This window comes from Haloferax mucosum ATCC BAA-1512 (assembly GCF_000337815.1).
In the GTDB taxonomy this organism is placed as follows: Archaea; Halobacteriota; Halobacteria; order Halobacteriales; family Haloferacaceae; genus Haloferax; species Haloferax mucosum.
In genome coordinates this window covers 122351-138776 of the sequence record NZ_AOLN01000004.1, presented here as the reverse complement: position 1 = coordinate 138776, position 16426 = coordinate 122351, and the positions used below count along the sequence as shown (strand labels likewise).

Annotated in this window: 14 protein-coding genes; 3 read left to right on the top strand and 11 right to left on the bottom strand. The window is 60.2% G+C overall.

Translation table 11 applies throughout. The annotated features are described in order from the left end of the window. Positions 1–2: 2 nt before the first annotated feature. Positions 3–1949, bottom strand: coding sequence for a threonine--tRNA ligase (thrS, locus tag C440_RS02325; protein WP_049915174.1), 1947 nt, complete (start codon positions 1947–1949; stop codon positions 3–5). Between the two features lie 674 nt (positions 1950–2623). Between thrS and C440_RS02320 the strand changes: the two genes are divergently transcribed. Further along, on the top strand, positions 2624–3490 hold the full coding sequence (locus C440_RS02320) for an HFX_2341 family transcriptional regulator domain-containing protein (RefSeq protein ID WP_008317887.1): 867 nt from the start codon (positions 2624–2626) through the stop codon (positions 3488–3490). A gap of 506 nt (positions 3491–3996) precedes the next feature. Here C440_RS02320 and kdgK1 read toward each other — a convergent pair. After that, on the bottom strand, positions 3997–4953 hold the full coding sequence (gene kdgK1 / locus C440_RS02315) for a bifunctional 2-dehydro-3-deoxygluconokinase/2-dehydro-3-deoxygalactonokinase (protein WP_008317885.1): 957 nt from the start codon (positions 4951–4953) through the stop codon (positions 3997–3999). Between the two features lie 166 nt (positions 4954–5119). Between kdgK1 and C440_RS02310 the strand changes: the two genes are divergently transcribed. After that, positions 5120–5767, top strand: coding sequence for a bifunctional 4-hydroxy-2-oxoglutarate aldolase/2-dehydro-3-deoxy-phosphogluconate aldolase (locus C440_RS02310; protein ID WP_008317883.1), 648 nt, complete (start codon positions 5120–5122; stop codon positions 5765–5767). A 141-nt stretch (positions 5768–5908) separates the two neighbouring features. On the opposite strand, the gene C440_RS02305 is transcribed toward C440_RS02310, so the two are convergent. From C440_RS02305 to C440_RS02265, 9 genes are all read right to left on the bottom strand, one after another. Further along, positions 5909–6283 (bottom strand): Rid family detoxifying hydrolase, encoded by a 375-nt coding sequence (locus C440_RS02305; RefSeq protein ID WP_008317881.1) that lies wholly within the window; start codon positions 6281–6283, stop codon positions 5909–5911. A gap of 15 nt (positions 6284–6298) precedes the next feature. Beyond that, the gene (locus tag C440_RS02300) at positions 6299–7141 is read right to left on the bottom strand and encodes an SDR family NAD(P)-dependent oxidoreductase (protein WP_008317879.1); all 843 of its coding nucleotides are present in this window, start codon (positions 7139–7141) and stop codon (positions 6299–6301) included. A 51-nt stretch (positions 7142–7192) separates the two neighbouring features. Then, a complete protein-coding gene (locus tag C440_RS02295; protein WP_008317877.1) occupies positions 7193–8359 on the bottom strand; it encodes a mandelate racemase/muconate lactonizing enzyme family protein in 1167 nt (388 codons plus the stop codon). 41 nt (positions 8360–8400) lie between these two features. Then, positions 8401–9552: an alpha-amylase family protein gene (locus tag C440_RS02290; RefSeq protein ID WP_008317875.1), complete on the bottom strand. Its 1152-nt coding sequence runs from the start codon at positions 9550–9552 to the stop codon at positions 8401–8403. A gap of 289 nt (positions 9553–9841) precedes the next feature. After that, complete coding sequence (locus C440_RS02285; protein ID WP_008317873.1) at positions 9842–10687, bottom strand: carbohydrate ABC transporter permease; 846 nt, start codon at positions 10685–10687, stop codon at positions 9842–9844. After that, positions 10684–11622 carry a carbohydrate ABC transporter permease gene (locus tag C440_RS02280; RefSeq protein ID WP_008317871.1) on the bottom strand — a complete coding sequence of 313 codons (939 nt, stop codon included), beginning with the start codon at positions 11620–11622 and terminating at the stop codon, positions 10684–10686. Before C440_RS02280 ends, C440_RS02285 begins: the two co-directional genes overlap by 4 nt. 12 nt (positions 11623–11634) lie before the next feature. Further along, on the bottom strand, positions 11635–13014 hold the full coding sequence (locus tag C440_RS02275) for an ABC transporter substrate-binding protein (RefSeq protein WP_008317870.1): 1380 nt from the start codon (positions 13012–13014) through the stop codon (positions 11635–11637). A 72-nt stretch (positions 13015–13086) separates the two neighbouring features. After that, the gene (locus C440_RS02270; protein WP_008317867.1) at positions 13087–13887 is read right to left on the bottom strand and encodes a creatininase family protein; all 801 of its coding nucleotides are present in this window, start codon (positions 13885–13887) and stop codon (positions 13087–13089) included. Position 13888: 1 nt separating this feature from the next. Further along, the gene (locus C440_RS02265; RefSeq protein WP_008317865.1) at positions 13889–14986 is read right to left on the bottom strand and encodes an ABC transporter ATP-binding protein; all 1098 of its coding nucleotides are present in this window, start codon (positions 14984–14986) and stop codon (positions 13889–13891) included. A gap of 553 nt (positions 14987–15539) precedes the next feature. Between C440_RS02265 and C440_RS02260 the strand changes: the two genes are divergently transcribed. Continuing rightward, positions 15540–16322 (top strand): IclR family transcriptional regulator, encoded by a 783-nt coding sequence (locus tag C440_RS02260; protein WP_008317863.1) that lies wholly within the window; start codon positions 15540–15542, stop codon positions 16320–16322. Positions 16323–16426: the final 104 nt, after the last annotated feature.

Here is a 16426-nt window from a genome sequence, read left to right as displayed (position 1 = left end):
CGCTATCTGCCCGCGAGGAACGTCGGTTCGAGGTGCTTTTGCTCGATTTCGCGTTCGACGTGTTCTCGGAAGTCGTCGCGCTCGACGTTGTTGGCCTCGCGTTCGGCTCGGTCGCGGACGGAGATGGTTCCGGCTTCCTCCTCGTCGTCGCCGACGATGAGCATGTAGGGAACGCGGTCTTCGTGAGCCGTCTGGATTTTCTTTCCGATGGTCCACGAGCGGGCTTCGACTTCGACGCGGGCGTCACCGAGTTCGGCGGCGACTTCGTGGGCGTATCCGAGGTTGTCGTCAGAGATTGGGAGCACTCGAATCTGCTCGGGGGCGAGCCACGTCGGGAACTTGCCGTCGAAGTGCTCGATGATGACGCCCATGAACCGCTCGAACGAGCCGAGGAGCGCGCGATGAATCATCACCGGATAGTGCTCTTCGTTGTCCTCGCCGACGTAGGTCAGTTCGAGACGACGTGGGATGTTGAAATCGACTTGTACGGTTCCGATGGTCCACTCGCGTCCGAGCGCGTCGCGGGCGTCGATTCCGATTTTCGGGCCGTAAAAGGCGGCTTCGCCGGCTTCGACGTCGAAGTCGAGGTTCTTCGCGCCGAGCGCGTCACGAAGCGCGTCCGTCGCCTGTTGCCAGAGCTCTTCACCGCCGATGGCGTTTTCACCGCGCGTCTCCAGTTTGTAGAGAACTTCCAGACCGAAGTGGTCGTAGATGTCCTCGATAGCGTGGAGGATGTTCAGAATCTCTTCGTGAATCTGGTCGGGGCGGACGTAGGCGTGGCCGTCGTCTTGGGTCAGGCCGCGCAGGCGAAGGAGTCCAGAGAGTTCGCCCGATTGTTCGTTACGGTAGACGTTTCCGAACTCGCTAAACCGAATCGGCAGGTCTCGATACGAGCGCATCGAGGTGTCGTAGATGTGGCTGTGGTTCGCGCAGTTCATCGGCTTGAGACCGTATTCGGTGTCGTCCTGCGTCCACGCGAACATCTCGCCGTTCTCTCGGAAGTTCTCGTAATGACCCGACCGCTTCCAGAGGTCCGCCTTGTTCAATTCGGGCGTCCGCACCTCTTCGTACCCGAGTTCGTCGTTCACCTCGCGGACGTAGGTTTCGAGTTCGCGCCGAATCGCCATCCCGTTGGGGTGATAATGGGCACACCCCGGCGAGTGAGACGGAATACTGAACAAGTCAAGTTCACGGGCGAGTTTTCGGTGGTCGCGCGATTCCGCTTCGGCGCGCATTTCGAGGTACTCCTCCAGTTCGCGTTCGCTTCCGAAGGCCGTTCCGTAGACGCGCGTGAGCGTCTCGTTTGCTTCGTCGCCGCGCCAGTACGCCGCGGAGATGTTGAGCAGTTCGAACCCGCCGATGCGTCCGGTCGAAGAGACGTGCGGACCCGCACAGAGGTCGCGGAACTCCCCCTGTTGATAGAAGCGAACCGGGTCGTCGCCCGCCGCTTCGGTTTCGAGAATATCGTACTTGAACGGGTTGTCGGCGTAGTATTCGAGTGCCTCCCCGCGGTCGCATTCGACGCGTTCGATATCGTAGTCGGCGTCGATGATAGCCTCGGCTTCGGCCTGAATTTCGTCGAGGTCGTCTTCGTGGAGGTCCACGCCGGCGACATCGTAGTAGAAGCCGTCGTCGGTCGCCGGACCGATAGCCAGCTTCACTTCGGGGTGGAGTCGTTGGAGCGCTTGGGCGAAGACGTGAGCGGCCGAGTGGCGCAGGACGTCGAGATACGAATCGGAGCGCTCGGTGACGATTTCGATAGCGCAATCTTCGAGAATCGGCGTTTCGGCGGCGACGAGTTCGTTGTCCACGAGACCGGCGACCGTGTCGCGGCCGAGACCCTCGCCGATTCGATAGGCGACTTCCTCGACGGTGGTCCCGCGGGCAACGTCGAGTTCGGAACCATCTGGGAGCGTTACCACTACGTCGTGGGGATGTTGCTGTGACATTAGAGATACCTCTCTCAGCGTCGGAGCGAGAGCAAATCGGGCAATGACAGTAGCTGAATGGTTAGAAGGCGAACGCCCGCCGTGTAAAACGGCCACCTACCGTCATTAGTATCACATAATCTGTCGAGGATATATAACAATTCGTGTCGCAGAGACAGAAGCAGAGAACAGTGGTCGGAGGACCGAGGTGAAGGAAGGGGGGAGGACCGATGGTCAGGAGGACCAGTGGCGGACCGAAACGGACCGGTACTCAGGAGGTCCGAAGGGGAGGGCCGAAGAGAGGGACCACTGTTGGGGAGGGCAAACGCCGACGGACGTGACGACACCGCGTCGTCATCACCGAACCCCACAGCGAACTGTGGCGAGACAGTCCGGCGGCGTCCCGGCCGAGCCGGCGCGAGTCGAGAGGCACCCCATCGCGCCGCCATGGCCGGCTTTCAGGCCGTTCCCCCATCGCATGGGGCAACGGCAAATATTCGTAGTCGGGGATATGAATTGGAGATTACTCGTCTACTATGGTGATTTACGTGAATAAGATGAATGTGATAAGAACCGTGATATGGAGGGCCGGTATCGACGAGAGTACCACCCGACGACACCTCCCGTGGACGCCAGTTATCCGCGCTCCCACAATCGAATGACTTTTCGACCAGACAGGAAAGTAGTGTTATCAAATGGAACGTCACCTCCGCGTCCACGTCGTCCCCCTCTGGCGCGAGCACGACCGCATCGTGGGTCCAGTCGAGGCCGACCGCCCCGACCACGTATATCTGCTCGAACACGAGGACCCGACGGTTGACCGGCCGGCGTATCACGAGACAGTCATCGAGCGAATCACCGACATCGTCGGAAGTTCGCCCGATGTCGAATACGTCGATTTGTTCGACATGTACGAGGTGATGGGCGCGATTACGACGATTTCCGATTGGCACCCGAACGACCTCGTTCGCGTCAACGTGACCGCCGGAACGAAGCGGGCGGCAATCGGTGCGACGATGGCGTGTATGGACGAACACACCGACGCCGAACCCTACGTCGTCGATCCGAAATCCCGGCCGCACGGTCTCGAAACGCCGGCCACCGAAGGGTTCGAGGAGGCGTCGCTCTTGACGACCTATCAGATAAACTCGCCGACACCCGACCAAGTCGCCGCGCTCGCACTCATCGAAGGGCACGACACGGAGTCGAAACACGCGAAAAAGAAGACCCTCATCACCGAAGCGGCGCGATACGGGCTCGACTTCATGAACGGTCGCGTCGATGGCGACCCCGAGGGGTACAAGCCGACGAACGGAGATTACAACGTCCTCGACAACCGTGTCACATCGACGCTCGAACACAAAGGATACATAGCCATCAACAGACGAGGGACCCGCCAGTATCTCGAACTCACCGAAGAAGGGAGACAGACGCTCCGTGCCTTCCGTCAACGGGCCGAATCCGTCATCGCCGACCTCGAAGATCGAACCCGAAACTCGGGAGACGACATCGAGTTCATTCTCGACAACCCCGTAGATACGCTCATCGAAGACCGGTCGTGATTCCACACCGGACTCGGTCCGTCGCATACCAATTTATTCAAATTCTTACATGGTTTGAGAGCTGGTCGGTCGGCTCAGCAGAATCAACGGTTGCACAGTAGAATTGTACAGATACGACAATAATGTATCAAAGAAAGTGACGCGGTTGGAGGAGTGTTTACAAATACTACTCGTAAATATTTGAATTTGGACCATATCAAAAGAGTTCCTTGACGGAATAGAGACCATCACATTCCACAATATAGTATGGTATTAAAAATACAAATCCACATCTAATCTGGCAACACAGACAGACGATAGAAAAACGAATTAACAAGAAAATAATCAGATATGGATCACCAATTCGTTTAAATATACCACCGCATAAGTCCCGTTCGGCCAGCCCAATTAACTGCACCAGTAAATGGCCACTCGGCTTACCGACAGCCTAAACAGGGACACCACATCGACACTGAATCGAAGCCGGCCATAGAAAACGGACTCCGGACGACCAGAATTCCGACCGTTCAGCGATTAATGCCACCGTCAGACTGCGCTCGAACGCGGTCTACCTCCTGTTGCGTGACGACGGCCAAATCACCGTCCAGCGTTCGTTTGAGCGCCGCAGTCGCCGCACCTTGTTCGAGCGCGTCTTCGAGTGCGTCACCGCGAATCCGCGACGCCAGATAGCCGCCGACGAAGGCGTCACCGGTTCCAATCGGGTCGAACGTCTCGGTTTCGAACGCTCCCTGTTCGGTCACCGTCCCGTCGGCTACCGCGACGACACCGTCGTCGCCCCGAGTCACAAGCACAGTCTCGAAGCCGTGTGTCTCGTCCAACTGCCTCGCAATCGACGACGCGGAGCCATCGAGTCCGAAGACGGTTCGCGCATCTCGTTCGGCGACGACGAGCACGTCGATGTACGGGAGCAGTGAGTCGAGGGCGGTTCGCGCCTCGTCGGGCGTCCAGAGCTTCGACCGGTAGTTCACGTCGAAAACGGTCGTCACGCCCGCTGAGTGCGCGAATTCGAGTAGGACGCGAGACGTTTCACGGAGTTGGTCCGACAACGCCGGCGTGATACCGCTCGTGTAGTAGTACGTCGCGTCCTCGACGGCTTCGGTCGGGAGTTCGTCGGGCGTCGCCGTCGTCACCGCGGCGTCGCGGCGGTCGTAAATGACCGACGTTCCCCGCGGGTCGCCGCCGTGTTCGAGAAAGTACGCGCCCTGACGGTTGGCGTCCGTCCAGACGATTTCCGGGGTGACGCCGTGGCGACGAACGTCGGTGACGACTCGGCGACCGAGCGCCGTCGATGGAAGCTTCGAGAGCCACACAGTGTCGGCACCGAGTCTGCTCGCGGCGATTGCGACGTTCGACTCCGCACCGGCCGTGCTGAATCGGAGCGTCTCGGCGGTCTCTAATCGGTTCCCACGGGGCGGCGACAGACGGAGCATCGTCTCGCCGAAGGTCACGAGGTCAGTCGTCACAGCGGTCACACTCCAGCGGGGCTGTTACCATACCCGAGCCTCGTGGAGTCGCGGAATAATTCCTCGGTTCTCGACGATGTTTGCTACGGGGCGGTCGTGGCGGAGAACAAGGACAGAGAGGAACTGAACCCTGAAAATTAAGAGGGCCGTCATCCTGTACCACGTAATGGCTACGACTGTCGCCCAGCGAATCGTAGAGACGGGTATCGTCGCAATTATTCGCGGGGCGGACCCCGAAACAGCAATCGAGACCGTAGACGCGCTTCAGCGCGGTGGCGTCTCGGTCGTCGAAATCACGGCGAACACCGAGGGCGTCCTCGACATGATTCGAGACGTCTCTTCGACGTTCACACCCGACGAGGTTGCCGTCGGTGCCGGAACAGTTCTCGACGGCGAGACCACTCGGGCGGCGATGCTCGCCGGTGCTGAGTTCGTGGTCACCCCGTCGTTCGACCCCGAGACCATCGAAACCGCAAATCGCTACGGCGTCCCAACCGTCGTCGGCGTCGCCACGCCGACGGAAGCGGTTGACGCGTACAGCGCCGGTGCCGACATGGTGAAAGTGTTCCCCGCGTCGTCGCTCGGCCCGGAATTCGTCGCGTCGCTCCACGGCCCGCTCGGGCACATCCCAACCGTGCCGACCGGCGGCGTTTCACTCGACAACGTCGGCGCCTTCATCGACGCCGGTGCGACCGCCGTCGGTGTCGGTAGTTCACTGGTTGACGGCGACGCCATCGGGCGCGGCGACTACGGCGTTCTCACCGAGAACGCTCGCGCGTTCGTCGAGGCTGTCGCCACCGCCCGCGACGCCTGAGTAAAAGAGAGTGACGTGGCCGGCTCTGTGGCCGCATCTGGTGGGAATTGCTCGTTCGACTACGAACGACTCGTCATTCACCGAGTCGGTCGCCGCCTCGCGTGACTCGTAACTGCGACGATGACGGAGAAAACCGACAGTTCACGCCTCGGCGACGACCTCGATTTCGACGTCGATATCGACGGGGAGTTTCACGACTTCGACCGCGCTCCGAGCGGGATACGGCGACGACATATGTTCTCCGTAGACCTCGTTGACTTCGTCGTAGTACCGCATGTCTTTCAGGAAGACGGTCGCTTTCACCACGTCCGCGAGCGACGCGTCGGCCGCTTCGAGGATGGCTTCGATGTTTTTCAGCGTCCGTTCGGTCTGTTCGCCCGGCGTGCCGTGGATAACGTCGCCCGTTTCGGGGTCTACGGGACCCTGTCCGGAGACGTAAATTCGGTCTCCGGAGACGACGCCTTGTGAAAACGGTCCGATACTGTCTGGTGCATTGTCGGTAGTGAGCTCTCTCATTGGTTGTCTGTCGTGTTAGTCTCGTGTCGGTACGTCGTCGGTCTGGTAGACCTCGTTGATGAACGAGGTCGGAAGGCTCGTCGTGAGGCCGCCGTCGAGGACGATGTTCTCGCCGGTGATGAAACTGGACAGCTCGGAGGCGAGAAACAGCGTCGTATCCGCGACTTCGCCCGGCGTTCCGAACCGGCCGAGCGGATACTGGTCGAGCCAACGATTTCGGGCGCTCGAACCACCCGTCCGGCCCTCGGTGTTTTCCATCTCGTCGCGCCGATTTGCGGTCTCTATCGTCCCCGCAGAGATGACGTTCGAACGAACGCCGTGTTGGCCGTGGTGCGCCGCGATATTGCGCGACATCGAGAGGAGACCGCTTTTCGCTTCGGAGTACCCGGAGAGACCGATACCGAACAACCCGTTGACAGACCCCATGTGAACCATCGACCCGCCGCCAGCGGCGACCATGGCCGGAAGTACTTCCTTGCTCATCAGGAACTGGCTCTTGAGGTTCAAATCGACCATCCAGTCGAACGTCTCTTCATCGCACCGGTGAATGGTGTTCGATGGCTCGTCAGAACCGCCCGCGTTGTTCACCAAGACTCGAATCTCGCCGAACTCGTCGAGTGCGGTATCGACGAGGGTCCGGATTTGGTCTCGTTCCGTGACGTCACACGCGACGGGGACGACTCGGCCGTCGTGGGCGGCAGTCAGTTCTTCGGCCACCGGCGCGACGTCCTCGTAGGAGCGCGAGCAGATAGCGACTTCACCGCCAGCCTCGGCGAACCGCGCCGCGATTTCCCGGCCGATACCGCGGGATGCGCCGGTGACGATTGCCGGACGGTCTCGTAGTGATAACTCAACCATAGCGGACGAACCGATGCGGTCGCATCCCTTCAACCTTGTCATGGTTTCCCATTATATCCTGAACTTTTCGATGGCGTCGAGGTCAACGTCGATACCGAGTCCCGGACCACTCGGGGCAGGGAGACAGCCGTCTACGACCTCGAACGGATTTTCGATTACGTCGTCTTCCCACGCGTAGTACGTGGAATCCGGTGGGAGCGAGAAGCCGGGAATACCGCTGACGGCGTGGAGGATTGCGGCGGTTCGAATCCCGAGGTCGAACGCGCAGTGATGCGTGAACGGGACGCCGGCGTCTTCGAGAATCGCCGCTTGCTGACGAATCCCGCTGATGCCGCCCGCCGGGGTGAGGTCGATGACGCCGACGTCCATCGCACCGGCCTCGACGAGCGACGAGATGTTGTGTGAGATGTAGGTGTCCTCGTTCGGCGCGATGGGTTGCCGGAGGCGCTGTCGCAACGCGGCCAGCGACGCGTGGGAATCGACGCGAATCGGCTGTTCGAGGTACTGAAGGTAGATACCCTCGTCTTCCAGCATCGCTCCGACGCGGACCGCTTGGTCGAGCGTCCACCCCTGATTGGGGTCGAGGCGGAATTCGAGTTGCCCGTCCGTCTCGTCGTGCATCGCTTTGATTCGGGCGATGTCTTGTCGCCAGTCCTTCCCGGCTTTCGTCTTGAGCACGTCGAAGCCGGCGGTCAGCGCCTCGCGCGCTTTGACGCGAGATTCCTCAGGCGAGAGGATGCCGAGACAGAACGCAATCGGTACGTCTTGCGGTGTCGGGTCGCTGCCAGCCACGTTCTCCCGGTGCCGAAGCGTACTCTGTGTGGGCGCGGTCCACCCGCCGAGCAGTTCGTAGACGGGGCGGTCGAGCGCCTTCCCGACGATGTCCCAACAGGCCGTCTCGACGGCGGCAAAGAACATATCGACGTTCGTGTACTCGACGAACACCTGCCGGCGGAGGCGTTCGATTTCGAATGGTGACTGCCCGGCAATCAGCGGTCCGACGCCGTCTTCGATAATTGACTCCGTCGCGGCCGGCGAGAGGAAGACGCGCATTTCGCCCCATCCGGCGATTCCCTCATCGGTATCGACGCGAACGAGGACGCGCTCCATCGAGTCGAGTTCGCCGTGGTTCGTCGTGTACGGGCCGATACCCAACGGTTCGTCGAGACTGGTCAGCGGAACATCTACAGTAACCGCTGTCACGTCGGTTATCTCCATACCAATGGTTGTACTGGGGCACAGTAAGAAAGTATCGTTTGTTACAACGTGCCATTGCTCGTCGCCGCCCCAATCCAGTCGAGAGACTGCTTCGGTAACAGTCCGTAGTTGTAGAACGAAACGCGGGGAACAGCCGCCTCACGGAGGGCGTCTACGATTTCGACGAGTGTCTCTTCGTCGTGTATCGCCGGGTGGCCCGGCAGGAGTCCGACGTGAAGCGGCACATCTGGGGCCAGTGCATCCACGGTTCGGTAAGCATCCATCACCGCGTTTTTCGACGATTCGTACGCCGGGAGACAGTAGTAATCGACGTGCTCGGACAACCGTTCGAGGTCCGCGCCGAGTATCCATTCCCGTCCGGGTTCGGGTGCGCCGACGTAGTAGCCGAGCGGCGTCTGCCCGCTCGCCACCGCGAAGTCCGCATAGAGGTCCGCCAGCGTCTCCGCTCGGACGCCGACGTACTCGGCGACTGCACCGTGTTCGCGGAGCCACAACTCTGGTGCGAGGTCGTTCGGGGTCGAACCGGCGATGACAGAATCGAGCGCGTCGGCGACGGTGGTTCGAACGTCGTCGACGTCGACGCCAGCGTCTGCGGCGGCCGCTCGACAGTGGTCGCAGAAACACAGTCCAAAGAGGAACTCGCCGAGCGTCCCGAGTTCAGCGTGAATCTTCTGGTGGTGCCAACCGAACCCGGTGCCGTAGAAGTAGTCGAACGTCTCCAGTTCGATGCGGTCGAACTGCTCGCGGGCGGCGAGGTCGCGGACGAGTGCGACGAGGTACTCCTGTACGTCCGGATGCGACGGACAGAGCCCAAACACCAAGTCGTCGCCGTGGGCCGACGTTAGCGTCACGTCCGGGTTCTGCATGCCGAGCCGGGAGTTGTGACAGCCGACCGTCCACGAGTTCAACCGAACGTCGCCGAGTTCGGCGGCGATGTCGGTAACCCAGTCACCGGTCATCCCCTCGAACGGCACCGGTTCCAGACGGCCGTAGCCCTCACCGGGGTCGAAGTACGAACTCGCACGCGCGAAGAACGTCCGGCGTTCGGGGTTGTGCGGCGCGAACGCTTGCACAGTATGGTAGTTGGTTGCGAGGGTTATCTCACTGACACCGAGCTCGCCGAGTCGGTTCATCACCCGCGTCGGACCCTCGTCTAACAGGTCCCACGGGTACGCCCAGAGAGCGAATTCCATACGAATCCGTCTCCTGGGCCGGTAATAAATATGAAGGCCGGCCGAAAGCGGGTCACCCGGCGGAGCGGTCAGCGAGCGTGGTGCAATCAGCCAGCGTGGTGCAATCAGCCAGCGTGGTGCAATCAGCCAGCGTGGTGCAATCAGCCAGCGCGGTGCAGTCAACGAGTGCAGTACAATCAACGAGCGTGACGCAATCGGTGAAGGGAGGAGGCGTGGTTCGATTCGTGTGCTGAGTGCCGAGGATGGTCAGTCCGGTGGCGGTGAACGCGGCCGAGGTGTAAGGAGTGGGTTACTCCTTGACTGCGCCGGCGGTCATCCCGGCGACGATGTACTGTTCGAGGAAGGCAAACAGGATGAGAAGCGGAATGATGCCGATGACCGAAACGGTGAGCATCATCCGCCAATCGGTCTGGAGCGCCCCGACCATCGAGAAGACACCACGCGGAATGTTGTACTTCCCGCTGTCGGTGAGGAACGTCAGCACGAACAGCAGACGGTTCCACGCGTACAGGAACGTGTAGGTGATGCTGGCGACGAGCGCGGGCTTCGTCAGTGGAAGGACGATCTTCGTGAGCACCTGTAGTTGGCTGGCTCCGTCGATGCGGGCCGACTCCTCCAGTGCGACTGGGACCGTCTTGAAGTAGCCGTAGAGCATCCAGATGTTGAACGGCAGGGTGAACGCCGCGGCGGGGATGATAACAGCGAGGTAGGTGTTGAACAGCCCGAACTGCGTGATGACGTCGAATAACCCGACGATGAGCACGACTGGTGCGAACATCTGAACGACGAGGACCGCGAGCAGGAACGTCCGCTTTCCCACGAAGTCGTTCCGCGCACACGAGTACGCGGCCGGAATTGCGAGGAGGAGCGTCAAGACGACGGTCCCCAGCGAGATGACGAAGCTGTTTGCGACCCACAGCACGACGTCAGTCTGCGTCCAAACGTCGAGGTACGCGCCGACAGACGGGTCCGACGGCACCAGCGTCGCCGGGGCCGAGAAAATCTCGGACTCCGGTTTGAACGTGCTGGAGAACATCGCGTAGAACGGGAACATCATAATCCCGAGCAGTGCGATGAGAACACCGTAGATTCTGACCCGACGAAGGCTAGTCCGCCCGTGGCCCGCCATCGTCATAGTTCGTCACCCCCGCGAGTGTACACCCGCAGATAGACGATTGCGAACAACAGGAGGAACAAGAATCCGATGACGCTGTAGGCGGCACCGAGTCCGAGGTTCCCGTTCTGCAAGCCGACCTGATAGATGTGGATGACGAGCGTGGCGGTGGTGCTAATCGGCCCGCCTCCAGTCATCGTCCAGATGACGTCGAAACTGACGAACGTCCAGATGGTCGAGAGGAGCGTCGCCATCAGGATGACGCTCTTGAGTTGCGGCAACGTGATGTATCTGAACTGATGCCACCGCTCGGCTCCGTCGATGGCGGCGGCCTCGTAGAGGTCCTGCGGAATCGACTGAAGCCCGGCGAGGAAGATAATCGCCATGAACGGCGTTCCGATCCAGATATCGGCGACGACGACGCCCAGCCACGCGATGTCGGGATTGCCGAGGATGCCGATACCCTGTTCTATCACGCCGAGTTTGAGCAACACCGCGTTGAGGTAGCCGAACTGCGGGTGTTCTATCCACCGGAAGACGACCGCAGAGATGGCGTACGGAATTCCCCACGGGATGAGAAACGCCGTCCGGAAGAACTTCCGGCCCTTGATATCGCCTTTCAGGTGAACCGCGATGAGCAACCCGAGAAGCGTCTTCCCGGCGACGCCGGCAAGCACCCAGCGGCCGGTCTGCCAGAGGAGTCGGTAGAAGATGTCGCTGTTGACGATTTCGGCGTAATGTTGCAGGCCGACGAACGTCTCGATAGTCGAGTCGGCCGGTGAGCGGTACAACGACAGACGGAACGTCTCCAGTATCGGGTAGCCGACGACGGCGAGCAGAAACACCGCGGCGGGCGCTATCAAGAGGTAGGCGCGCCGGTTCCGCTTGAGGTGCGTGACGGACTGCGAGAGGCGTGACTCCCCGTCCGTCGTGGAGTATTCTTCAGCGAGGCTCATGTGTACCACTCATCAGTTCATCGCGTCTTCGAGGTCACTCTGGGCGTCGTCCAAGGCTTTCTGCGGACTCTTTTGGTCGGCGAGCGCCTCCTGAATCGCCTGTACCATCCGGTCGTTGAACTGGCTGAAGTTACTCAGCTTCGGCCGTGCGCGGGCGTACTGTCCCGCTTCGACGAACGGTGCCCAGTTTTTCGACTCGGAGAAGTACGCTCGTTCGCCGACCGATTCGACGACGGGCAAGAACCCTTTTTGTTTCGAGTACTGGAATCGCCGTTCCTCGTCGAAGTAGAACCGAATCAGGTCCCGTGCGAGGTCTTTGTGCTCGCTTTGGCTCAGGATGCCGAGCGTGTCGATGGTAAAGAGACTGTATCGTCCGTCCGGTCCCTGCGGAACCTGCACGATGCCGTAGTCGAAATCGACGTCGCCGTTTTCCTGCGATTCGGTGATGTTGAGTCCCGTGTAGACGTGGCCGATGACCATCCCGAGGTCGCCGTTTTCGAACAACTGGCGGATGTCCTGACGAGTCGAAGAGAGCGGCGAAGCCTGCGTGACACCGTGTTCGAGGTGGAGGTCGGTATAAAACGAGAGGGCTTCGGCCGCGCCGTCGCCGTTGACGACCGGCATCCCATCGTCGTCCACCAAGTCCGCGCCGTGCGACCAGTGGTAGTGGTAGTACTGCGACCCGGTTTCGATGGCGTCCGCGCCGGCGAGTCCGAGCGCGGGGACGCTCACCTCGTCGCTGTCGGTGATCGTCTGTGCGGCCGCGAGCATGTCGTCCCACGTGTCCAACGACGGGTTTTCAGGGTCGAGTCCGGCGGTCTCGAAGACGTCTTTGTTGTAGTAGAGACACTTGTTCGATGCGGCCCACGGAACGCCGTAGTGGGAACCGTCGTACATCGTCCCGTTGGCGACGCCCTCGGCGAACTTCTCGCCGAATTCGCCGTCCATCAGGTCGTCTACCGGTTCGAGCGCGTCCTTCCCGACGAGTTGCGGAATCCAACGTGCAGGCCAGCGGCTCACGTCGGGGGCCTGTCCGCCGTCAACGCGGTTGTTCACGGTCTGGCGTGCGTTGTCCCACGTGACGCTCGTGAATTCCACCGTGACGCCGTGTTCCTCCTCGAAGGCGGCGTTGTTCTCTTCGAAGAACTGCTTGATGTTGTCGCCAACGCCCATCGTGAGGAGTTGGATGCTCCGGCCACCGTCGCCGTCACTGCCGCCATCGCTCCCACTGCTACTGTCGTCGTCCCCAGTGTCAGTGTTGCCGCCATTTCCGTTCCCACCGCCGGTACAGCCAGCGATAGCAATCGTTCCACCGGCACCGAGTGCCTGTAGAAGTCGGCGACGGTCCAGAGTCTGTTCAGTAGACTGCCCATTGGTATCTTTTCTCATCATTGCTACCACTTACTGCCGTGTATATAATTTTTTATATTCATATTCTATGTTTGTCATTTGTCGTGCCGTCGGTTACGCGTTCTGCTCGTGAATCGCGGCCAACAGGGATGCGAGTTCGTCGCCGATAATCGACCGGAATCTGTCCCCCTTCTCGGCGCTGGCCTCACCAGGAGACCCGATTGCGCCGGATTCGGAGTAGGCGTCGAAGGACCGATAGACGCCGACAGAGCCGCCGTCGAGTAAGTCCTGTCCGGCCCACCTGTACTGTTCGTCCATCGGTTCGCCATCGCGCTCGTCGGGGTCGCCGACGAGGTCAGGGCGGACCGCAAGCATGAGCGACGTTTCGAACTCTCCGCCGTGGGCCATCCCGCCGGTCTCGCTGTCGCGGAGCGCCTCGATTCGGTCGGCCGCCAGTTCGAAGTACGTCGTTCCGAGCACTTCGGCGTCGGTATCGACACCGACGGTGCTGACGACAGAGCCGATGAGCGGGCCGTTACCGCCGTGGCCATTGACGAACAGGACGGCGTCGAATCCGTTTTCGAGACCAGTGGTTGCGATGTCTTCCAAGATGGCGCGTAAGTGCTCGAAATCGAGTGAAAGCGTCCCGCCGAACGTGAGGTGGTGAGGCGAAAATCCGCTCCAGACCGTGGGCGACACCGCGACTGGTACGTCGTCGAGTCGTTCCATCGCGGCATCGACCATCGCCTCGACGAGAAGCGAGTCGGTAACCACCGGGAGGTGGTTGCCGTGTTGCTCGATGCTCCCGACAGGAATCACCAGAATCGACCCCGGCTCGGAGCCGATAGCTCGGACTTCGGGTGCCGTCATTCCCGCCCATTCGTGCTCGCCGCGCCCGATAGTATCGTACATCATGTTATGCTGAATCCGTGATCTGTAGCTCGTTCACCGGGACGCGTGCGCCGTCGGTATCGAACAGGTGCATATCGTCGGTCTCGAATCCGAGCGTAATCTCGTCTCTGACCTCGGGGCGGTACTCGCTTTCGACTCGCGCGACGACGTCAGACGACCCGCGAGCCGTCTTGAGGTAGAGAAAATTGTCCGAGCCAACCGGCTCGACCACATCGACGACCGTGTCGATGTAGCCGCTTTCGCGGTCGGGGGTGAGGTCTTCGGGGCGAACGCCGAGCGTGTATTCTCCCGACGGAATGTCTACGTCGAGCGTGAACTCGAAACTCGGCGATTCGAACGTCGCCCCCGAGTTGGTCTCGGTAACGGTGACCTCGAAGAAGTTCATCGAGGGCGACCCGATGAACCCGGCGACGAACTTGTTGTTGGGTTCGTCGTAGCACCGCTCGGGTGGGTCAACCTGCTGGAGTTTGCCGTCGTTGAGGATGACGATACGGTCCGCCATCGTCATCGCTTCCGTCTGGTCGTGGGTGACGTAGACGGTCGTGACGCCGAGGTTCTCTTGGATACGCTGGATTTCGGTGCGCATCTGCGTCCGCAACTTGGCGTCGAGGTTCGAAAGCGGCTCGTCCATCAGGAAGACCTCGGGGTCGCGGACGATGGCGCGGCCGAGCGCGACGCGCTGTTGTTGCCCGCCCGAGAGTTGCTTGGGCAGGTCGTCCAAAAGCTCCGAGATTTCCAACATCTCCGCGGCGTCCTCGACGCGCGGTTCGATTTCGGCGGCGGGTTCGCCGGCGAGTCGAAGCCCGAAGGACATGTTCTCGCGCACGGTCATGTGCGGGTACAGCGCGTACGACTGAAACACCATGGCGATGTTTCGGTCCTGCGGACGGACGTCGTTGACGACGGTGTCACCGATAGATATCTCGCCCGCAGAGACGGTCTCAAGCCCCGCGACCATCCGGAGCGTCGTCGATTTCCCGCACCCCGATGGCCCGACGACGACGACGAACTCACCGTCCTCCACAGTGAGGTCCACCTCCTCGACCGCGAGGATAGTATCGTCGTATACTTTGCTAACGTTCGACAGACTAACCTTACTCATATAGGATGACGCATACTCCACTATCCTGAATAATAAATGTTGGTAGTGATTGCAAAAACCGTCGTACCAACGGTATTGAACGCTCTCGCTGGAAGGAAGGCCGACCGGGACCGCAACCACTCGGACCCAGCAAGCCCGCCACGCTTCCACGTCGGCCGACAGAACAGCAAAATACAGCGCACTGGCGTGCAAGCGGTACAATACCCAAATCCACAGCAGAACCAATAGAGACCGTCGCCAATCGCTGGTCTACCGCGAGTCGAGACTCATTTCAACATGGTCGAAAATGATGAATCAGACAGTGAGTTCCCGGGGATGGGTCAAGAGCCAGTCTAAGGGCATCTATCTACGATTCAGCGCGACCAGTACAGCCAACCAGATTTGATGAGGTAACAATAACCATGAAAGATAGACGCATCAAATCTGTAAACTACCGAGTTAGCAAACTGAGTTTAAACCATCTCGATTACCCAAGAGCATATTTCCAATAGCGTTGAAATAGAGTTGCGTATTTGAGGAAAGCTTTTCAACAGACGCGGAAAAAACACACCCCATGCCATCCGGTGACAAGAAAACGATACGGTCGGTCGAGACGGCGTTCGAGATACTCTCGGCGCTCGGTGACGTAGAACCGGCTGGACTCTCCGACCTCGCCGCGGCGGTTGACATCCCGACGAGCACGATTTACATTCACCTGAATACGCTCGTCGAGCAAGGGTTCGTTGTCAAGACGGATGGACAGTACCGCCGGTCGTTTCGATTTTTAGAGATCGGCGGAAGCGTCCGCCAACGACTGGACATCGCTCGGCTTCTCCGAAACAAGGTCGAAGAACTCAGTAGCACGACCGGAGAAATCGTCGGTGCTGGCGTCGAAGAGAACGGAAAGCGCGTCATCCTGTTCCGTAGTACCGGTGAAAAGGCGGCCGCCGACGAGATACCTATCGGCAACCACACCGAGATGCACTGGACGTCGCTCGGGAAAGCGGTTTTAGCGTATCTCCCGGAGGAACGGCGGAAAGAAATCGTCAAGCGACACGGACTCCCCAAGGGAACAAACCAGACGTTCACCACACTTGCGACCCTCGAGCGGGAACTCAGTCAGGTCCGACAACAGGGGTACGCGATGGACGACGAAGAACACTTGCGCGGTATTCGCGGAATCGCTGTCCCGATTCTCGACGGCAACGAGAACGTCAAAGCGTCTATCGGCGTGACAGGTCCGCGGGACCGCTTTACGCCCGGCTACATGGCCGACCTGCTGAACATCCTCCGGTACAGTAAAAACGAAATCGAGGTCCGAAATCAGTACTACGAGTACAGTTCCATCGACGGGTGAGCCAGCGTCGCCCGCTTTGTGCCGGCTGTGATTGCGTTACCGACACAAACCATTACACTCATACATCTGTAATAGGTGTCGTCCGCAGGGGTACAAATCACTCA